The following is a 17,990-nucleotide window of genomic DNA, read 5'->3' on the forward strand; positions in this document are numbered from 1 at the left end:
CATGCCATACAAGATAGTGAGCTGAGTCGGTGCGTGATGTAATTCACGCTACAAACGATCAATGCGATCGCTCTACGCGTACTGGTTGACCCACAGCGTTGGTAAAGCATTAGGACTAACTTAATTGCCTCTACCCTTACCAGAAACCAAGCTCGGTCTATGGATTAAGGGTCAAACGCTTTTTGCATGATGGGGATTGGCGAGGCTTTTAACAAGCCAGACTGGACGAACTTGGTGTAAATATTGGCTTCGATCGCCAACAGTTCTTTTTGATGTTGTTGCACGCTAAAGGCTTGCAGTTGCGGATGCTGTTCTTGCATCTGCTGAATATCAATGTGGAGTTGTTGAAGTTGTTGCTGTACAAAAGCTTGTTGCGATGCTTGTAGCGTAGAACTAATCGTTAGCTGATCGCTTATTTGCGTTAGATGGGTCGCCACCTGACACAAGGCATCACGACGAGCAATGAGCGCTAAATATTGTTGTTGCAGCGATTGATCTTCTAAGAGCTTCAAACTGCCTAACAGTAGTTTTACAGTCAATCCCTGTACCAATAGCGTAAACCACACGACACCAAAGGAATTGGCAATAATCTCTTCACGCCCCATCACCACGATCGGGATACTCAGTGCCAGCGAGATCGAGACGGAGCCGCGCAATCCTGACCACCACAAAACGGTTTGTTCACGCCAGGGAATGTCGGTTTTGGCAAGCCCATTGGTGAGCGCACTAAAGCCGTAGATAGTGATAGCACGTGACAGGACGATCGCCGCGATCGCAATGCTGGTAGTACCAATGTTGCGCACCAGATTCGGCAAGTGAATTTGATCACCGAGCAGCAGAAATAAGATGGAATTCACAAAAAAGACGGCGAATTCCCAAAATTCAATCATGGTCGATCGCTTCACAGGTACAACACCCGTTTTAGCGCTGAAATTGCCAATCACTAAACCAGTTGTCACTACGCCAATCACTCCAGAACCACCCAGTTCTTCGACCAGTAAATAGGTGCCATAAGCCGTGACGAGCGTCAGCGATTGCTCCACCCAGGACAACTCATATCGCTGCGTCAAAAAAGCAACACAAACGCCGATGAGTCCACCAATACCCAATCCAATACCTGTCACAACTAGAAAGCGCAACACTGTAGTAGAAACTTGTACAGGCTGTGGATTAACTGCCAGTTCTACCAGAACGCCAAACGCAACTACTGCCGCGCCATCGTTAAATAAGCTCTCGCCTTCAAGCAGCGTGGTCAAACGTTTTCCGGCTCCCACTTCACGAAACAGCCCAATGACCGCCGCAGAATCGGTGGCTGAAAGACACGCACCCACAAGCAATGCCGTCATCCAGGGAACATGCGCGAAGGCGTGGAGTGCCCATCCCACAGTGGCGATCGACAGCACGACTCCACCCACTGCATAAAGACCGCTCGGCAGTAGCTCTTCCTTTAGCTTCGACCATTTCATGTTCCACGCCGCTTCAAACAAGAGCGGCGGCAGAAAAATCATCAGAATCATCCCCGGGGACAAATCTAGCAGTCGCACATCTACCAGCGCTAACCCTAAACCGACCATCACCAGCAGCAGCGTGTAGGGCACCTGCCGCAGCGACGAAAAAATCTTGGGTAGACCCGCAGCACTCAGAGCAACCAGCAGAATGAACAAAAATTGCTTGAGATTTTTTTCGATCGCAACATCGGTAGCGCTGGTCAGAAAGCTCATAAAGCACTGCTAATCACGTCAGGACTCCCTATCTTGGTAGATGGTTTAATGCCAAACCGTGCTTCTCACTACCAAACGCCTGCCTCACTAAAGACTGGGTAAGGAGGGCAGTGGGTTTCAGCCGCCATTTTGATCCTCCAGGCTGCCCATTATGAGACTCAAAAAAGGTTTCTGCGTCACCAGGGTTACCAGGTTAATTTTCTGAAAATCGCCCTGGCTACATTTAACCTGTCTGTAACCCCAGAGCAGTCCCGCACCAACTAGAAGCAACAGCCACTCAGCAGGTTCAGGCACAGCGCTAACGTTCGGTTTGGGCTGGGGTAGCTGTGAGTCTTCGACCTCTCGGTTGAAGCGATCGGACTGCTGTTCCGCCCGTTTCAACTCGTTGCGCTGTTGGTCATTCACCAGCACCAGCATGGATGAGTAGGGTGTCACAATACCGTATTGCTTGGCAGCCGCGTGAATTGCATCTAACTCGGTTAGCTTATTCGGTTGCAAGTAGCGGCTGAGATGAGTCGTCCACTGACGAGCCGCCAAAGCACCAAATGCCTCATTCGCAGACCCAGCACCATTCTTAGTCAGAAACCAGGCATAGCCATCCACCAGATTTAGAAACGAAGTGCCTGCGCCACGGGATGGTTGGGTTGCAAGCCGCTGCATTACGGTTTGCATCTGGGTTGCCACACCACCGTCGCTTTCCTGTATTGCCTTCAACGTCGCGTCATCATACGCGAATGCCAGACCACCCAGATGCACAAACCATACTGGGGCTGGCAATGTCCCTGAGAGTTTGGTGTCATTGTTGAGTTCGTAGCTGCCAGCATCAGTGATGACGAGAATGGCATCGTAGGAGCGATCGCCGCGCAACTGCTGGAATTGCGTCAGCATCTCCTTGGGCTGCACTATGCCGTAGTAAACAGTATTTGATGGATCAAAATTGCTCTGCTGCAAGTTCTCAAGGCGTTGGGTTTGGGCGGGGGCGATCGCCGTGAGATATAAATCCGCACTATTTTGCGGCAGAATCTTGTCTTGCAGCCAGCGGAAACTTTCTGTTACCTCCTGTCGATGTGCCTCCATGCTGCGAGATCGATCGAGAATCACTGCAAAGCGCTTACCCTGCGGTAACTGGTAGTCGGTTTGAGCGACGGGCGTTGCCAGCACATGGGCACCCCACGGGAGGGTCATCTCATGCGAAGTAGGCAGTGTGTTCTCAGCCGGAAGCGTTGCTGGCAGCCACTGATCGGAGGCAGCAACCGTCTTGCCATTGACTATCCGCTTGGTTGCGCCCGTCCAGAAGACGTTGCGCTGTTCTCGCAGCGTGGGTAACTGCCAACCCGATGGTTGCTTCAGCACGTTGTATTGCAGCCAAAGGTATAGCTTCGGTGGCTCCTGCGAACCAGGGATGACCGACATACCCGGCACTGGAAATGCCCGCAGACGATACTGCTGGGGACCAACCTGTTCCAAGAGGGCTGGATCAACGCTCCGCTGCACCTGGTTGGTATACACCTGTTGGGCGGCTCCACGTGGGGCGATCGCAAACGGGTACTTCTTGGGCACTTTCGCCTCATCGCTGAGCCATAAACCTGTAACAGCAGCGCTTTCCGGCAGTGAGAAGTAGTAAAGGACTTCCTCCGGCAGGGCTGTCTTGTTTTGGTACACCTCAGAGATTTCGACCTCTGCCCAATCGCCCTGCGGCGTGACAGTGATGTTCTGTGACTCCAGCCACACTCGTTTCTGATTGATGTCATCCAATCCTGCTTTTGCCTCGCCCCGGTTAAATGTGGACTGTAAAGCGGTTTGGATAGTGGCACGTTCGCTTCGCAAAATCGGCGCATCAAAAAACTGAGTGTAGAGCTGAGACGCTTTGTCGATGTCTGTCTCGGCGCCCTGGTAGGTAAATGGAGCCGTCAGAGCATTGAAACTAGATTGAACTGTCTGCGCGAAGCTGTCTGGAACGTAAAGTGTATTTTGGTAGAACTCCTGCATACCAGTGTTGTTCGATCGCGGGTAGCGATACCGAGACAGGTAGGCATTCAGCAAACCGCTGCGAATCGTGTTCGACTGTTGCAGCACTGCTTGCCGCTGCTGATCGCTTTGCGGTGCAGGGTTTAGCAGGCGAAAGGCGGCAATTTGAGGCTGCTGCTGCAACAGCAGAAAGGCTCCTAACCCGCCTGCTAAAACGACTCCCGTAAACGCCTTTACCTGACGTTCGCCATAGCGAGTGCCCAGTTGCTGCACGGTGCCGTACAGCGATCGCCCATACATCACCACCATGCCAAGCGGCAGCGTACATAAGCCACCGATCAGAATGGACAAAGGCAGCAGTACAAACGCAAAGGGCAGCAGGGTTGGCAATGCTACTACTATGACCGCGAACGTTGGCGGCACGTAAAAGGCAAGGATTGCTGTGAGATAGAGCGCGATCGCTAACACCAGCACCTGTCCTGCCAGATGCCAGAGGCTCGCTCGCATCACATTCTCCCGCCGACTCAGCAGCCAGTGTCCTGTGGCGATCGCGCCTAACAGCAGCGTCAGTAGCAGACCTGTCGTGAGCGGGGTGAGATCGTGCAACCAGAAAAACCGCGCCATACAAACGACTAACAGCGGTGCTTCAATGCCATAAAACAGCTCAACCAGCGTCATCGGTTGCTGCACTTTGGTACGGAAGCCCGTAATGGTACAGGCAGTCGGCACACCGATTAAGCCCACGAACGTCACCAGAAAGTTGAGTGGCACCTGCCCGGTAGCCGCATCGCTCAGGAGCGCTAAGCCCATAAAGGGCAACACGCCCAGGTACACGATCGCCAGCAGCGTCATGTTGAAGATCCAGAAAAAAGCGGTAAAGAGGTTTTTCATGGCGTTGAAGATAGGCAGCTTAGCTAAAGAACTCAGGCTTTTTGCAGAATCTGACCGAGCGATCGATAGATGTCTGTGACCAACACTTGCAGCGTTGGATTATCAGGGGTGTGGTATTCATCCAGCAAGATCGAAACCAGCGTCCAGGACGACTCATGCCGTGAGGCTTCTTGCCAAAACCGAGTCAGAAAATCTCCCGTTGTTTGATGCGGTGCTTGAAACCAGTAGACAGCCGTTTGGGTTTGATCATCTAACGACAGCCAGCGTGCTAATGGTCCCGCTGTAAACTGCTGTGGAGCAATGTGATCCAGGTGAAAGCCGCTACCAATCAAGCAGAGTTCGGGAGCGTGATGCGCCTGCAAACTGGTACTGGTGACCAACAAAACCGATCCAGTAAGTCCCTCATACGCGAAGCGCTGTTTGTGCGCGACGACACCGGGATAACTGGCAAAAAAGTTTTGCTCAGTAGGTGTCAGTGGAATTGTTTCAGTCTGGGCGGCGATCGTCCAGTGCAACTTCGTCACATCGGGCGGAGCCGCAGGAGCAGGGGGATGAGGTATCAGCGTGAATGCCAGTAGACAAGCGGCAAGCAGAAAGGGGAGTTTAGCGTTTGAACGCACGTTGGTATGCTCACGATCGCTCTGGAGGGACGCGATCGATCGAGGTACCCAGCGCAGCAGGAGCAACGTAAACCCACAGGCGGCAACAAACGTCATGACTCCCAGCGGCACATGCAGTATTTCTGCTAGAGCAGTCTGGTGCCAGTGCGTCACCAGCACCAGCATCAGGACGCGAGCGACGTTGGCGATCGCCAGAAGCCCCAGGTTGACCACAAACACAACGAGCCAACGTAGTCCAAACTGTCGTCGTTCCAGCCAGGTTGTCACCAACAAAAACAGCGTCCCTGTCCACAAACTTTTCAGCCCGCTACAGGGTAAATCGATCTGAGCAACGCCCGTATCGAGCACAATAATGTCCTCAGAGGACAGCGCAGCAACGTGCCAGGTTCTCAGCAGAAACTCAACAACGTGGGCAGTCAAAATGCGAGTAGGAAACCCCAACCCCGTGCTGTATTGCACCCCAAACGGCACAATGAGCGCGATCGCTGCTCCCAGCGGCAAGCCTTTTCGCCAAACAGCCGACTCCAGAAACAGCCCCAGTAAGCCATACGTGCCCAGTAGCGCGAATACAACGGGCACTTGATCGAGCATGAGTAGCCACTGAGCAGCGATCGTGCCAATGGCACCACCTATGAGTAGAAGCAGCGGACTCCAACCCCAAACAGGCACTGCTGAGAAGCGGAACTGCTGCCGATGGCGGACTCCTTGAAACAGCAGGAGTACGACTCCAGCCAGTAAAATAATTTGGTTAAACAGTGAAATCTCTTGAACTGTGTGGACAAGCCAACTCAACGTCGTTTTATGGAGCAGCAGCCAACTTAACAGCAGGGCGATCGTGCCTGCTTGTTCCAGGTTGCCAGGGGAGTGCGATCGACGATCCAGACGCACTAGATGATCGCTGGTCATGCAGGGGTTCCTCCCGATTTGATGGTGACTCAGTGCTAACAGACAAACGCAACAAACGCGATGAGTAGATCCCTGAAAATTTGTTGCCGCTGACTTCACACACGCTGAGGACTATTTCGGAAAGCCATCGTCAAACCACGCAAACTTGATTGGTTTGTGAAGTTTTTGCAAACCCCTGCCCTGTGACGCTTGACGCGTTCAGCAAGGTGCCTCTCAGGTAGTCGTAGGGGCGGGTCTTGCCATGAAACAACAGCACCAATCACATACCGCCCAAACCTGCTTCTACAACTGACTTCTGTAAGCAGTCGGTGTCACGCCCGTACCTTGCCGAAACTGCTTGCTTAAATGACTATGGCTATTGAATCCACACAAAAAAGCAATGTCCATAATCGATCGGTCTGTTTGCTTCAATAGCTGTTTTGCCCGTTCAATCCGTTGCTGAAGCAGATATTGATAGGGAGCAGTGCCGATCGCCTGTTTGAACGCATGGCTGAAATGAAATTGACTCATACCCAACAATTGAGCCAAATCCGCAAGTTTGATCGGTTGATCCAGACGGTCATTCATGTAGTCCAACACTTGCAGCAGTTGACGCTCAGGTAAGCCACCCTCGTAAATGGCAAGGTGAGGTTTAACAGCCGCGTACTGTCTGAGTAAATGCACTGCCAACACATTTGCTAGCGACTCAATGTACAGCCTGCCGCCCAAGTTTTCCTGTTTGAGTTCAGCCAGCAGCATGAGACCGATCGCTTCAATCTGTGGATCACGAGTCCGAAATTCAGGCACTAATTCAAGCTGGTCAGAATTGATCGCAAGGGTTTCTCTCGCAACGCTTTGGATAAAGCGAGACGCAAGGCGAATTTGCAAGTAGTCGTCATCGCCATCCCAACGGGCAAAAAACGGCATCTTGGCAGGCGTGATCGAAAGATCACCTTTCCCATACAGCCCTGCATAGGTTTTGCCGCCCCTGATTTGCATCAAGCGAACAGGGCGCGATGCAAGCGATAAACAAATGGCATGTTCATCACTGTAATGACAGTTTCCCTCACCCGGTGGATACTGAAAGCGCTCGACCAGAATATTCTCCCAACCCTGATTTTGACTAGACAGGATGGGCAAGCAGGTAGTTTCAGTCTGATGGGTAGCAGGAGTCTTCATCGTGCAAACCAGTTCGCCTGGTTCTGATTGTAGGCATTTTGCGTCACTCCTAGTAAGCAGCCTGAAAAATAACCGCAAGATTGTGATAGTGGCACAGGAATTAGATAGCTGGCTATAAGGCATTTACCTATGCTGAAAGGGTCATTGTTGAAGAGGCTGTATGGCACATCTATTGCATATTGATTCCAGTCCACGTGGTGAACGTTGGCAAAGCCCCTCGGAACGAGGCTCGCACTCTCGCAGACTGACCAGAGAATTCGTCGAGTCCTGGAAGCAGGCGCATCCGGCGGATCTCGTGACTTATCGAGATGTTGGTCGCCATCCCGTACCTCATGTCGATGAACCGTGGATTGCAGCAGCTTACACACCGCTAGAGCAACGTACCCCTCAGCTTCAGGAAGCGATTCGTGTGAGCGATCGTTTGATAGACGAGTTCTTAGCGGCGGATGTCTACGTCATCGGCGTTCCTATGTACAATTTCAGCGTTCCCAGTACCTTTAAAGCGTACATCGATCAGATTGTGCGTCCGGGGCGAACGTTTGACTTTGATCCGGTTGCAACCACCAATCGGTACAAACCACTCGTATTGGGTAAGAAGATGGTGATCATCACAGCGCGTGGTGATTCTGGCTTTGGAGTAGGAGAGCGTAACGAAAAGATGAACTATCAAGACCCGTATTTAAGCCTGATTTTTGGGTTTATGGGCATCACTGATATCACCTTTATTTCTGTTGAGAATGATGAGTTTGGTGGTGCAAGTTTGGCGCAATCGATCGCCTCTGCTCGTACCAAAGTTGCTCAATTAGTGAACATGTAAGCCGATGCTGCAACATCTGATGACTCAACAGCCCTATTTTGCGTTGAAGCTTCTCGCGGCACTGGGCTGCGGACTGGTAGCAGGCGTTTTCTTTGCGTTCTCAACGTTTGTGATGAATGCTCTTGCTCGACTTGAACCCAAACAGGGCATTGGCGCTATGCAAGCCATTAATATCACAGCGATTAATCTATTGTTTATGTTGGTGCTGTTTGGTACGGCTGCGCTGTGTCTTCTTTTAGCAGTCTCTTCTTTTTTCACGTGGCATCAACCTGGTGCCGTCTACCTGCTGGTTGGTAGCCTGCTGTATCTCATCGGCACAGTAATAGTGACGATCGCCTTCAATGTGCCGCTCAATGATGCGTTGGCAACCGTCAAACCAGACAGTGCTGACGGGGCAAGCCTGTGGTCTCACTACCTGACTCATTGGACAACCTGGAATCACATTCGGACGGTAGCGGCACTGGCAGCGTCAGCAGTGCTTACCATTGCACTTTGCGATCGAGCGGCATAGGTGTGAGGCTGGAGCCGGGATTAGGGACAAATCTAGGCTCTGTGGCTGATCTGGCGCTACTAAGTGGCGATCGCGTGTCTCCTGCCCTATACTCATCCGTGAGAAATTACATAGTGCGGCGAAAATCATGGCGAATCGGGTAGGCAAGCAGGTCGCACATTTTTTATGTCTGAGTCTTCTTGGTATAGGCGGTGCAAGTTTACTTCAGGTGCCGAGCCTGGGGGCAGAGCGCATCATTGCCTCAGTGGGTGAACAGACTCTATCAGTACCAGTTAGTGTGTTGGCTCAATTTGCCAAAACGGGTGACATCAGTCCAGAGTTTGCACCGTTAGCAGCAGCGTTGGGTAAACCGACACTGACTCAACTACAAGGACTCTTGCTACAACGCTTCCCGACTGGAAATCCTGTCGAATTTGGACGGTTGATGTCGATTCCGCTGACAGAACCACTCTTAAAGAACATCAGCAAAGCACTGCGATCGCCCTCTGGCAAAGAAGACGTACCTGCTGTGCGGGCTGCTGTTATTCGGGCGGCTGCCACAGGAGAGGGATTGACGTTACTGAATGTGCTGCGGCAGTTTCCGGGTGAAGTGGTCAATGTTGATGTGGTCTATACCATCAAGCTGGCAACCGAAATCGCAACGCTGACGAATTATCGAGATGCGGCAGTCAAAGCAGTGATGCAAGAATCCCAAAAGGAAGCAGCCGCATCGTCTAAAGCTAGTTTTGCTAAACTGCCAGATTTGCGCCGACCCGGTGCGTTCAAGGTGGAGCGGCGATCGCTTATGTTCAAAATTGATTCCTACCGTCCCACTCAAGCAGGTCTGGTAAAAGGCTATACCTTACCTATAGATTTGTATTTGCCAGAAGGATCAAAGCAAGCGGTGCCGTTAGTTGTGTTTTCCCACGGCTTTGGTGCCAATCGAGATGCTTACACCTATCTGGCAAACCATCTCGCCTCGCATGGCATCGCGGTTGCCGCACCTCAGCATCTGGGTAGTGATTTGCAGTACCGCACGCTTTTCCTGAGCGGTAGGTTTGACTCTCTAGTCGCACCCCAAGAATACATCAGCCGATCGCTCGATATCACGTTTATGCTCAACGAACTGGAGAAGTTGGTGCTCCAGAAACCTGAACTCAAGGGCAGGCTGAACTTAAAGCAAGTAGGCGTAGTAGGCAATTCTCTGGGTGGCACAACGGCGCTCTCAGTAGCGGGTGCACCGATTAATATCGATCGCCTGCGTCACGATTGCAATGACGATCGGTTGTCGTTGAGCACCTCATTTTTGGTACAGTGTCGCGCTCAGACTGCTGCTAGACAGAATGCTGCTTTGGGCGATCGTCGCATCAAAGCAGTGCTGGCTGCCTATCCGCTGACAAGCAGTATTTTTGGTCCCGAAAGCATAAGCAAAATCATGGTGCCGACCATAATTGTTGCAGGCAGCCAGGATGCGTTTTCGTCGCCTGTGCGAGACCAGATTCATCCCTTTCTCTGGCTCAAAACCCCACAGAAATATCTGCTCGTCATGCGACCTGGCACTCACTTCTCGACCAGTGAAGATGCCCATGTTTCGGGCTTTCCCAAAAGCATTGTGGGCGTAGGGTTGGATGTTGGACGCAGCTACCTGCAAGCAATGAGTGTTGCCTTTTTCAAAACCTACTTAAGCGACTCGCCACAGCAATCAAACAACCTGCCGTACTTGAGTGCTGCCTACGCTAAAACCATCAGCCGCGAACCGTTGCAGTTAGACCTGATTCAAGCGCTCACACCTGCTCAACTGGAACAGGCATATGGCAACAAGCTACCTATCCCGATCGTTCCTAGCCCGATCACGACCCAGTGAATGGCTAAATCGAAGCGACCTTGTCTCAATTTTAATGCCACCTGGCTACTTACCAGCCTAGTGCAGCGTCACGACTAGAACTTAGGGTTGGCAAATCGGTTGTGCATCAGACAATCGTGGGATAGGTTAAAAGGTCATGCCAAGTCCAGGGCTGTACTGCTAACCTGGCTCGTTGGGCTGCTGTTGTCTTAAACCGACTATGCTGCCAAATCCAGTTGAAGTAGCTCACGACCAATCGGGTTGTTACCTTCGTTTGTTACCAGACTTTGCCAAACTTGTTCTGTCGTCGATGCCAGCATCCAGTTTGCTGCCGAACAATGCCATTAGTGCGCTCCAATCGTTGTGTCTTGTCCTTGCCAATAGAGTGGAGGATCTCGGGGGGCAAGATTCGCTCGTAGCCGCCCCAGTCATCGCTGTTCCATTGCTTACAGTCCGTTTTTCCCTCACTGCTAACGACCAACGCTGCAATCAGCTCATCGGTATGGTTTCCCACGCTTGCCGCTAGAATCAATCCACTCAAATCCGCCAAGCTCACACCAATCCAGCAGTCACCGACCGCTAATGCACCGGGGAAACACTGCTTTTGTTTTTTTGCACAAAAGACCACAATGCATCCGCACTGACTACCTCGGTTTGCACGGCTTGCACTGCCGCATTATGCACCGATTGAGCTTGTTGGCTCCCTGTCCGGACAAGGCTCACAACCGTATTGTAGGCAAGCCCACTAGTGCAGCTCATGCCTCTGAGTCTACTGCCTTCGCTATGCGCTGGTAACACTTGCCGAATCTGTTCGGGAGTGATTTGGCGATGATATGCAGTTGGCTCAACATGTCCGAAAATGAACTCAGTGCGCTTACCCAGCAGTGTGTCAGTGGCAGATGCTTTGGAGATATCGAAACTTTGCGTGACGAAACTGCGGCTTGGTCAACCGATGTCAAGATCGTAAGCAATTACCGTTGACTGCCCGCTATCCCAAAAGGAGTTGTTACCCAGGGGCATTAGCCACGATGTTTCAAGAAAAACGTGTCGATCGCTGTGCGTGATGCGACGTGGTCAGGTCGTTGAACGGTGTTGTTGTTTATCACAGCAATTTGCCCGTGGCAGCATCAAGGATCTGGAGCGACGCGATTGACACTACCTTGTAGTATCCCTATCGTGATGATCGCAAAGATCGGCAAACCTGTGTGGAATGATTCGTATGCTTTCGGGTCTCGGCTTTCTGGTTTGCCTGGTGTTAAGTGCAGCGCTGACATTTTATCTGGTCATTTTGGGAATGACACCTGCCGGACTGCATCTTGGACTCACTAAGAGTTTGATCTACGGTACACCCGGATTCTTCAGCTTGATCATTGGGTGGTTCGCGGCGATCGTTCTGTATATTGCAGGCTGGCAAAACAGCGCGCCCCTTCGGGTACGGAACACCCGCTTTGCCTGGTTCGCTCTTGTCGCGCTCCTGATCCTACAGCTAGGCATCCTTGTAGACTACGGTGATTGACTGTAGTGCTTGGCAAGGCACACTGAACAGAATACTCGTTCCGCTGCCCGTTGCTTAAGAAGAACGCCACTTTAGCATCCGGCAACCTGGTAGCGTCAGGGTTACGAGAACTAAAGCCAGCATCACCCTCCGATCGCAAGAACATCAGCCACGCCTGATCTCGGTTGACCAAGACGCATGCCGCCCCATCAACTCGCTTGAGCCGCAGTTCAGCGTCATCGGATGCGGTGCCATTTGGTACTTTGTTTACCATTACAACGCATCCTTACTTGTTTAGCACTACCCTTGAAGTGAAACGCACTACACTTTTTATCAAACTATTTATTTTTTGCAGCATCACTATTCACCTCTTATGCAAGTTGATACCTTACGTCGATCGCCACTATTCTCAAACCTGAGCGATGAGCAGTTGCAATGCATCGCGGGATTGGGAACTGAGATCAAGCTCGATCGCGGAACTCAGATCGCCAAGCAGGGCGATCCACCTGACGGGTTCTACATCATTCTCGAAGGGCAAACCGAATGGACTCGTAACGTTGGTGGAGAGACTGTTCCAGCAATGACATTGGGTGCAGGAGAGGTGTTTGCCGAACTGATTTTGCTGTTGGATGAGCCATATCCCACCAGCGGACGGACGCTTACTGAGGTGCAGTTGTATAAGCTCACGCCGGATGATTTTTGGAAAATGCTGGCGCTGTGTCCTGATGTGATGCGACGGATTCTTAAAATTGCTGTGCAGCGATCGCAAATCCACGAAACCGTGACGCAACAGCAGGCAAAATTAATTTCTCTCGGTACCTTATCGGCAGGTCTTGCCCACGAGTTGAACAATCCTGCCGCTGCCGTTCGCAGCAACGTCAAAAATCTGGAAGCCACTCTACAAACGCTACCATCGCTGGCGCTCAAGCTACACCAGCAGCCAATGACAGAAAAGCAGATCGCCTTTTTAAGTGATTTGTATGAGCGCACTACAACCTCTGCGCTTCGTGCCGTTTCACTCGATACGATCGCCCACAGCGAAGCCGAAGATACCATCACAGATTGGTTAGAAGCGCATGAGGTAGCGGCTGCCTGGAAACTGGCTCCCATGTTGGTGACCGCCGGACTGGACATAGCGCAGTTGGATGAAATAACCACTCATGTTGCGCCCGATTGTTTAGGCTGCGTGCTGACCTGGCTGGAAACCACGCTCACAGGCATCAAGCTGTTAGAAGACATCAAGCTTGGCTCAACACGAATTTCAGAGCTAATTACCGCAATGAAAAACTACTCCTACATGGATCAAGCATCGTTGCAAGCGATCGATGTGCATGAGGGCATTGAGAACACGCTCACCATCTTAAAACACAAACTGAAGTACGGCGTGGTAGTGGAACGTGAGTATGGAGCACTGCCGCGCATCTGTGCTTATGGTCCGCAACTCAATCAGGTGTGGACAAATTTGATTGATAATGCCATAGATGCTACTAACGGCAAAGGACATCTGTGGATTCGCACCTCACTGGAAGGGGAGTACATCCTGGTAGAAATTGCTGATGACGGTGCTGGTATTCTACCTGAGGTACAATCGCGGATCTTCGACCAGTTTTTTACCACCAAAGAAGTCGGCAAAGGCACTGGATTAGGACTGGACATCGCTCGTCGCATTGTCATCGGACAGCATAAGGGTAAAATCAGCGTTGAGTCCAAGCCTGGAAACACTCGCTTTCAAGTGCGACTACCCACCAATTTAGCTAGCAAAACTAACGCGAAATAACCATGAGTACACCCTGCACGCATCTTGACCAAATCCATCCAGTGACACCGAGCGCTGATGGCTGTGAAGAATGTCTGACAATGGGCGATCGCTGGGTTCATCTACGCCTCTGCCAAACCTGCGGACATGTTGGCTGCTGCGATTCGTCGAAAAACAAACACGCCACTAAGCATTTTCATGCGACCAAGCATCCGATCGTCAAGTCGCTAGAGCGTGGCGAAGATTGGCGTTGGTGCTATATCGACAATACGATCGTGTAATGGTGCGATCGTGTCATGGCTTACATCATCCAACCAATTTTGGAACCGCGTTGACACTGTGCCGCGATCGAACTGTAGCAGCCAAGGGAACTGTAGGGAATCAGGAGCTTGGCTGCCCATCAGACTTAGCTTTAAGCTGCCAGCCTGGTTTGATAACCTGACGAGCGCGGGCAATTACCAGACAATCGTTGGGTACATCTTCAGTCACCGTTGAGCCAGCGGCGATGTTAACATTTTCGCCGATCGTAATGGGTGCCACTAAAACGCTGTTAGCGCCTGTTTTGGTACGATCGCCAAGCTGTGTCCGGTGCTTTTTCACGCCATCATAGTTGGCTGTAATCGTGCCCGCGCCCACGTTAACCTGACTCCCGGCAGTCGTATCACCGAGATACGATAAGTGCGCGATGTTGGTGCGATCGCCTAGCTTTGTGTTCTTTAATTCCACAAAATTACCAATACGACAACCAGAGCCTGTTTCCACTTGCCCCCGCAAATGCGCGTAGGGACCAATGCGAGTGTTTGCTGCCACTATGCTGTCAGTAATAACTGAGTACAGCACCGTCACCTGCTTACCGATCTGGCTATTCTCAATCAAGCTACCAGGACCAATGCGACTGCCAGCCTGGATGGTCGTTCTACCACGTAGATGGGTTTGTGGCTCGATCACGACATCCGCTTCTAGCGTCACGGTATCGTCGATCGTAATGCTGTCTGGGTCAATGAACGTCACGCCCGCTGCCATCCAGTCATCCTTAATGCGCGTTTGCAAAATGTCATAGGCGGTAGCAAGCTGTTTGCGATCGTTGATGCCTAGAATCTCCTGATAGTCCTCTACATCAACAGCCATCACTGGATCGAGGAAGTTGACGGCATCTGTCAGGTAATATTCTTTCTGATCATTGTTAGCCGTTAGCTTGGGAAGCGCTTCTGCTAAATCAGCCCAACGGAAGCAATAAACGCCAGCATTAATCCGGCGGTTCTGCTTTTGTGCAGGCGTACAGTCTCGGTCTTCCACGATTTGCTGCAACACATTTTGGCTATTGCAAAACACCCGCCCATAGCCTTTAGGGTTGGGTAGCTGAGCGGTCAAGATCGTCGCTGCATTATGGTGTTCTCGATGAGTTTGCAGGAGGTGCTTTAACGTTTGAGGACGCAATAACGGCACATCGCCATTTAAGATAAGCAAATCACCTTGAAAGTCCTTCAAAGGCGACAGTAACTGCTGCACAGCATGTCCGGTGCCCAGTTGTACTGTCTGCTCGACAAACTCAATGTTCGTTGAGCCATCCTCGCTCTCAGTAAGCGCTTGTGTGATCAGTTCACCCCGGTAGCCCACAATCACCAACCGTCTAGTTATTTCAACGTCTGACAAACTACCAAGTACCCACTTGACCAGGGACTTTCCGCCCAACTGATGGAGCACTTTGGGTAAGTCGGATTTCATCCGTGTGCCGCGTCCAGCAGCCAAAATTGCAACTGCTACCATTGTTGTCTGCGCTACCTATAGTTGCAATTGAGAGGAGTGCGATCGTTCGCGTCTGTCTCTCCACCATTTCACGCTCTACAGAATACCATTCATTCCTGGTAGCGTAGGAATCAGCAGCGATTAAGCAGTTTGAGGCAAAGACGCTAATGCCAGCGCTAATTCGGTTGGTTCTGTTTGGAGGGCATGAATAAATTCTTCAAACTGATGCACCAATTTCGGATTGCGCCAGCCTTTTGCGGTTTCTTCTTGCAAAATGGCAAGTGCTTCGATCGGAGTAAAGGCTTTCTTGTAAGGACGTTCACTGGTCAGAGCGTCGTAGATATCAATGATTTGAAAGATCTGAGCTAAAACCGGAATTTGCTCTCCTAAAAGATTGTCTGGGTAGCCCGTTCCGTCCCAGCGCTCGTGGTGATGACGAATAATTGGCAACACGCCGCGCATGGTTCGCAGTGGTTGGCAAATCTTCACGCCAATCAGCACGTGCTGCTGCATGACTGTCCATTCTTCGGGCGTAAATTTACCTGGTTTCAGCAAAACAGCATCAGGAATGCCGACCTTGCCAATGTCATGTAGATAGCCGCCCCACATAAGATCGCGGATTTCGATACGGGATAGTCCGAGAAACTCCCCAAAGGCTCGACCGTGAGCCATGAGGCGTTCGCAGTGGTCACCTGTGTTAGGATCACGGCTTTCTACCGTCTGCGCGATTGAAAAGAGGACTTGTTCGGCATGGTCAAGATCTTCGTTGAGGCGTTTTTGGCGAATGAGTGATTTGACGCGGGCAGAGAGTTCAAGCTGATCAAAGGGCTTGGTCAAGAAGTCATCGCCGCCTGCCTCAATGCCTTTGAGTCGAGCACGGCGATCGTCCAGCGCTGTGACAAACACTACAGGAGTCAGCCGCGTTTGCTCGTCTTGTTTAAGACGACGGCACACTTCAAAGCCGTCCATCCCAGGCATCATGACATCGAGCAGAATCAAGTCGGGGTTGGTTGCAGCCATAGAGTCTAACGCTGCTGGACCACTGTCCGCCTCCAACACGTCGTAGCCTTCAACTGAAAGCAAAGCAACGGCTGTTAGCCGACTGGAGGGGTTATCATCAACAACAAGCACTCTGGGTCGCTCTGTATAGAGGCGGTTCACTAAAGCAGACCTCACTATAAGGATCACGCCACCTGCTTAATGGTGCACAATCAAGCAGACGTTGTATTGGTTTATTGGCATCGAACTCTAGTATGAGCCTTCGGTTGGAGCGAGAAATCGGGTTTTCTACGGAAGTTGGTGGCGCTACGAGTTGAGTAAGTCTACTGGATCAGCGTAGATCTGACCACACCACATAGCGATCGATCGTTGTAGACAAGACTCGCTTCTGCGGGTTAAGGCAAGCTTAATCAGTCTGCGAAGGCAGACTTCGCCGTGTAGGCGCGGTCTCAACGACCAACCGCAGGAGTTCTGCCAGTCAATCAGGGTAAAGCAAGTGCAAGTAATTGAGCCGATCGACGTGGCTAAACTTCGGTGGTGATCGGAGGGGGCTGTTTGCTAGGACGACTGGAGCCATCATACTGGAGTGCTGGCAACCACTCAAGCGAAATCTGTGATAAAGGCAGACTACTCGAGTCGCAAATGGGAGCGCTCTTATCTAAAAGCTCAAGGCGACAACGGCGGCAAAGCCAGTAGGATTTACCAGAGCGGATGTGCCGCAGTAAAATATCGGAACACAAGGGGCAGCTTGCCATTTTATGACCAGTTGAATTTTTGTTTTTAAAATCGATACGTCAGGAGTGCTACTTTGACTATGGCAGGCGGGCGATCGCGCAGCTACGCTCTGTGGATATATCTTCTCCACATACTGTTTCCCGTTGTCGGGATCATTGAGTGGCGAGTGATCCCCCTTGGCAATTCAGATGCTTATACTGACTATTCTTGCTGCACAAACACGAAGACACCGTATATGCAACTACAACTTAAACTAACTTTATAAGTCTAACAAAAGCCTACAAAACCCTGTTTTTTCACGCTTTAACGGTTGCTGCTTCACGGCTGAAGCATTCAAGCAACGTCAAACTCCCTATAACGGTTCCTAGCTAAGTGAAGTACAGTCGTGAATGGGCAGGCAGAGGCAGAAGCAAAGAGGGTTAGAGCTTTCTTGCTGCCTTTTGCTGCCTTAAAACCTAAGCACTTGTACTGCACTCAAGCGAGAACCACTCGATCAACATCTTTTAGCTTCACCAGTCTTATGAGAGCCAGAATCGAGCATGACGTTGTGTTTTTGCATCATGAGGATGTGCCGGAATACAAAAAAGGTGGTTCGGTCGTGAGGAATAGCTATTTTTGGGCGCTGCGATCGATTGCTGCTCGATCGTATCGTCAGCGTGACTGGGAATACGAATCGGAGGTATGGCTGGCACTCCAGCGGATGTTGCTCTCGTTTACTGAATCGGGCTATTTGGGGTTGCGAGAAACGCAACTGGAGTTTCCGGTTGAGGTAGAAATACCAGCCGTGTTAAAGCCGATCGCAACCTGGGAATGATGCTTGGCAGCGGTCGTTCTAACACTAACGG

General features: G+C 51.2%; 13 protein-coding genes and 1 pseudogene. 7 read left to right on the forward strand and 7 right to left on the reverse strand.

Annotated elements, in window-relative coordinates; genetic code table 11:
- Window positions 1–164: 164 nt before the first annotated feature.
- The 4 genes from AC5JO6_RS23965 to AC5JO6_RS23980 form a co-directional block, all read right to left on the reverse strand.
- The gene (locus AC5JO6_RS23965) at window positions 165–1,721 is read right to left on the reverse strand and encodes a cation:proton antiporter (protein WP_496083556.1); all 1,557 of its coding nucleotides are present in this window, start codon (window positions 1,719–1,721) and stop codon (window positions 165–167) included.
- Window positions 1,722–1,838: 117 nt separating this feature from the next.
- Window positions 1,839–4,580 carry a TIGR02921 family PEP-CTERM protein gene (locus AC5JO6_RS23970; RefSeq protein ID WP_496083557.1) on the reverse strand — a complete coding sequence of 914 codons (2,742 nt, stop codon included), beginning with the start codon at window positions 4,578–4,580 and terminating at the stop codon, window positions 1,839–1,841.
- Window positions 4,581–4,612: 32 nt separating this feature from the next.
- Window positions 4,613–6,106: an exosortase O gene (gene xrtO / locus AC5JO6_RS23975; RefSeq protein ID WP_496083558.1), complete on the reverse strand. Its 1,494-nt coding sequence runs from the start codon at window positions 6,104–6,106 to the stop codon at window positions 4,613–4,615.
- A gap of 282 nt (window positions 6,107–6,388) precedes the next feature.
- On the reverse strand, window positions 6,389–7,264 hold the full coding sequence (locus AC5JO6_RS23980; protein WP_496083559.1) for a helix-turn-helix domain-containing protein: 876 nt from the start codon (window positions 7,262–7,264) through the stop codon (window positions 6,389–6,391).
- 160 nt (window positions 7,265–7,424) lie between these two features.
- Here AC5JO6_RS23980 and AC5JO6_RS23985 point away from each other — a divergent pair, with 160 nt between their 5' ends.
- The 3 genes from AC5JO6_RS23985 (at window position 7,425) to AC5JO6_RS23995 (ending at window position 10,435) form a co-directional block, all read left to right on the forward strand.
- Window positions 7,425–8,081 carry an FMN-dependent NADH-azoreductase gene (locus tag AC5JO6_RS23985; RefSeq protein WP_496083560.1) on the forward strand — a complete coding sequence of 219 codons (657 nt, stop codon included), beginning with the start codon at window positions 7,425–7,427 and terminating at the stop codon, window positions 8,079–8,081.
- Window positions 8,082–8,085: 4 nt separating this feature from the next.
- Window positions 8,086–8,592 (forward strand): anthrone oxygenase family protein, encoded by a 507-nt coding sequence (locus tag AC5JO6_RS23990; RefSeq protein ID WP_496083561.1) that lies wholly within the window; start codon window positions 8,086–8,088, stop codon window positions 8,590–8,592.
- Between the two features lie 127 nt (window positions 8,593–8,719).
- Entirely contained in the window at window positions 8,720–10,435 is a 1,716-nt protein-coding gene (locus AC5JO6_RS23995; protein ID WP_496083562.1) for an alpha/beta hydrolase, read from the forward strand.
- A 106-nt stretch (window positions 10,436–10,541) separates the two neighbouring features.
- Here the strand turns inward: AC5JO6_RS23995 and AC5JO6_RS24000 are convergent.
- Window positions 10,542–11,248: pseudogene (locus AC5JO6_RS24000) on the reverse strand (IS1 family transposase); the annotation flags it as partial.
- A gap of 385 nt (window positions 11,249–11,633) precedes the next feature.
- Between AC5JO6_RS24000 and AC5JO6_RS24005 the strand changes: the two are divergent.
- The 3 genes from AC5JO6_RS24005 to AC5JO6_RS24015 all read left to right on the forward strand — a co-directional run bounded on the left by AC5JO6_RS24005 (window position 11,634) and on the right by AC5JO6_RS24015 (window position 13,946).
- Window positions 11,634–11,930 carry a hypothetical protein gene (locus AC5JO6_RS24005; protein ID WP_496083563.1) on the forward strand — a complete coding sequence of 99 codons (297 nt, stop codon included), beginning with the start codon at window positions 11,634–11,636 and terminating at the stop codon, window positions 11,928–11,930.
- Between the two features lie 352 nt (window positions 11,931–12,282).
- Complete coding sequence (locus tag AC5JO6_RS24010) at window positions 12,283–13,686, forward strand: sensor histidine kinase (RefSeq protein WP_496083564.1); 1,404 nt, start codon at window positions 12,283–12,285, stop codon at window positions 13,684–13,686.
- 2 nt (window positions 13,687–13,688) lie between these two features.
- Window positions 13,689–13,946, forward strand: a complete 258-nt coding sequence (locus tag AC5JO6_RS24015; protein WP_496083565.1) for a ubiquitin carboxyl-terminal hydrolase 14 — start codon at window positions 13,689–13,691, stop codon at window positions 13,944–13,946.
- A gap of 100 nt (window positions 13,947–14,046) precedes the next feature.
- Here the strand turns inward: AC5JO6_RS24015 and glmU are convergent, their stop codons facing one another.
- Both glmU and AC5JO6_RS24025 read right to left on the reverse strand, forming a co-directional pair.
- Window positions 14,047–15,432, reverse strand: a complete 1,386-nt coding sequence (gene glmU, locus AC5JO6_RS24020) for a bifunctional UDP-N-acetylglucosamine diphosphorylase/glucosamine-1-phosphate N-acetyltransferase GlmU (protein ID WP_496083566.1) — start codon at window positions 15,430–15,432, stop codon at window positions 14,047–14,049.
- 120 nt (window positions 15,433–15,552) lie between these two features.
- Window positions 15,553–16,572 (reverse strand): HD domain-containing phosphohydrolase, encoded by a 1,020-nt coding sequence (locus AC5JO6_RS24025; RefSeq protein ID WP_496083567.1) that lies wholly within the window; start codon window positions 16,570–16,572, stop codon window positions 15,553–15,555.
- A 1,093-nt stretch (window positions 16,573–17,665) separates the two neighbouring features.
- On the opposite strand from AC5JO6_RS24025, the gene AC5JO6_RS24030 reads away from it, so the two are divergent.
- Window positions 17,666–17,959 carry a hypothetical protein gene (locus AC5JO6_RS24030; protein ID WP_496083568.1) on the forward strand — a complete coding sequence of 98 codons (294 nt, stop codon included), beginning with the start codon at window positions 17,666–17,668 and terminating at the stop codon, window positions 17,957–17,959.
- The last annotated feature ends 31 nt before the right edge of the window (window positions 17,960–17,990 follow it).

The organism is Tildeniella sp., from assembly GCF_059505325.1.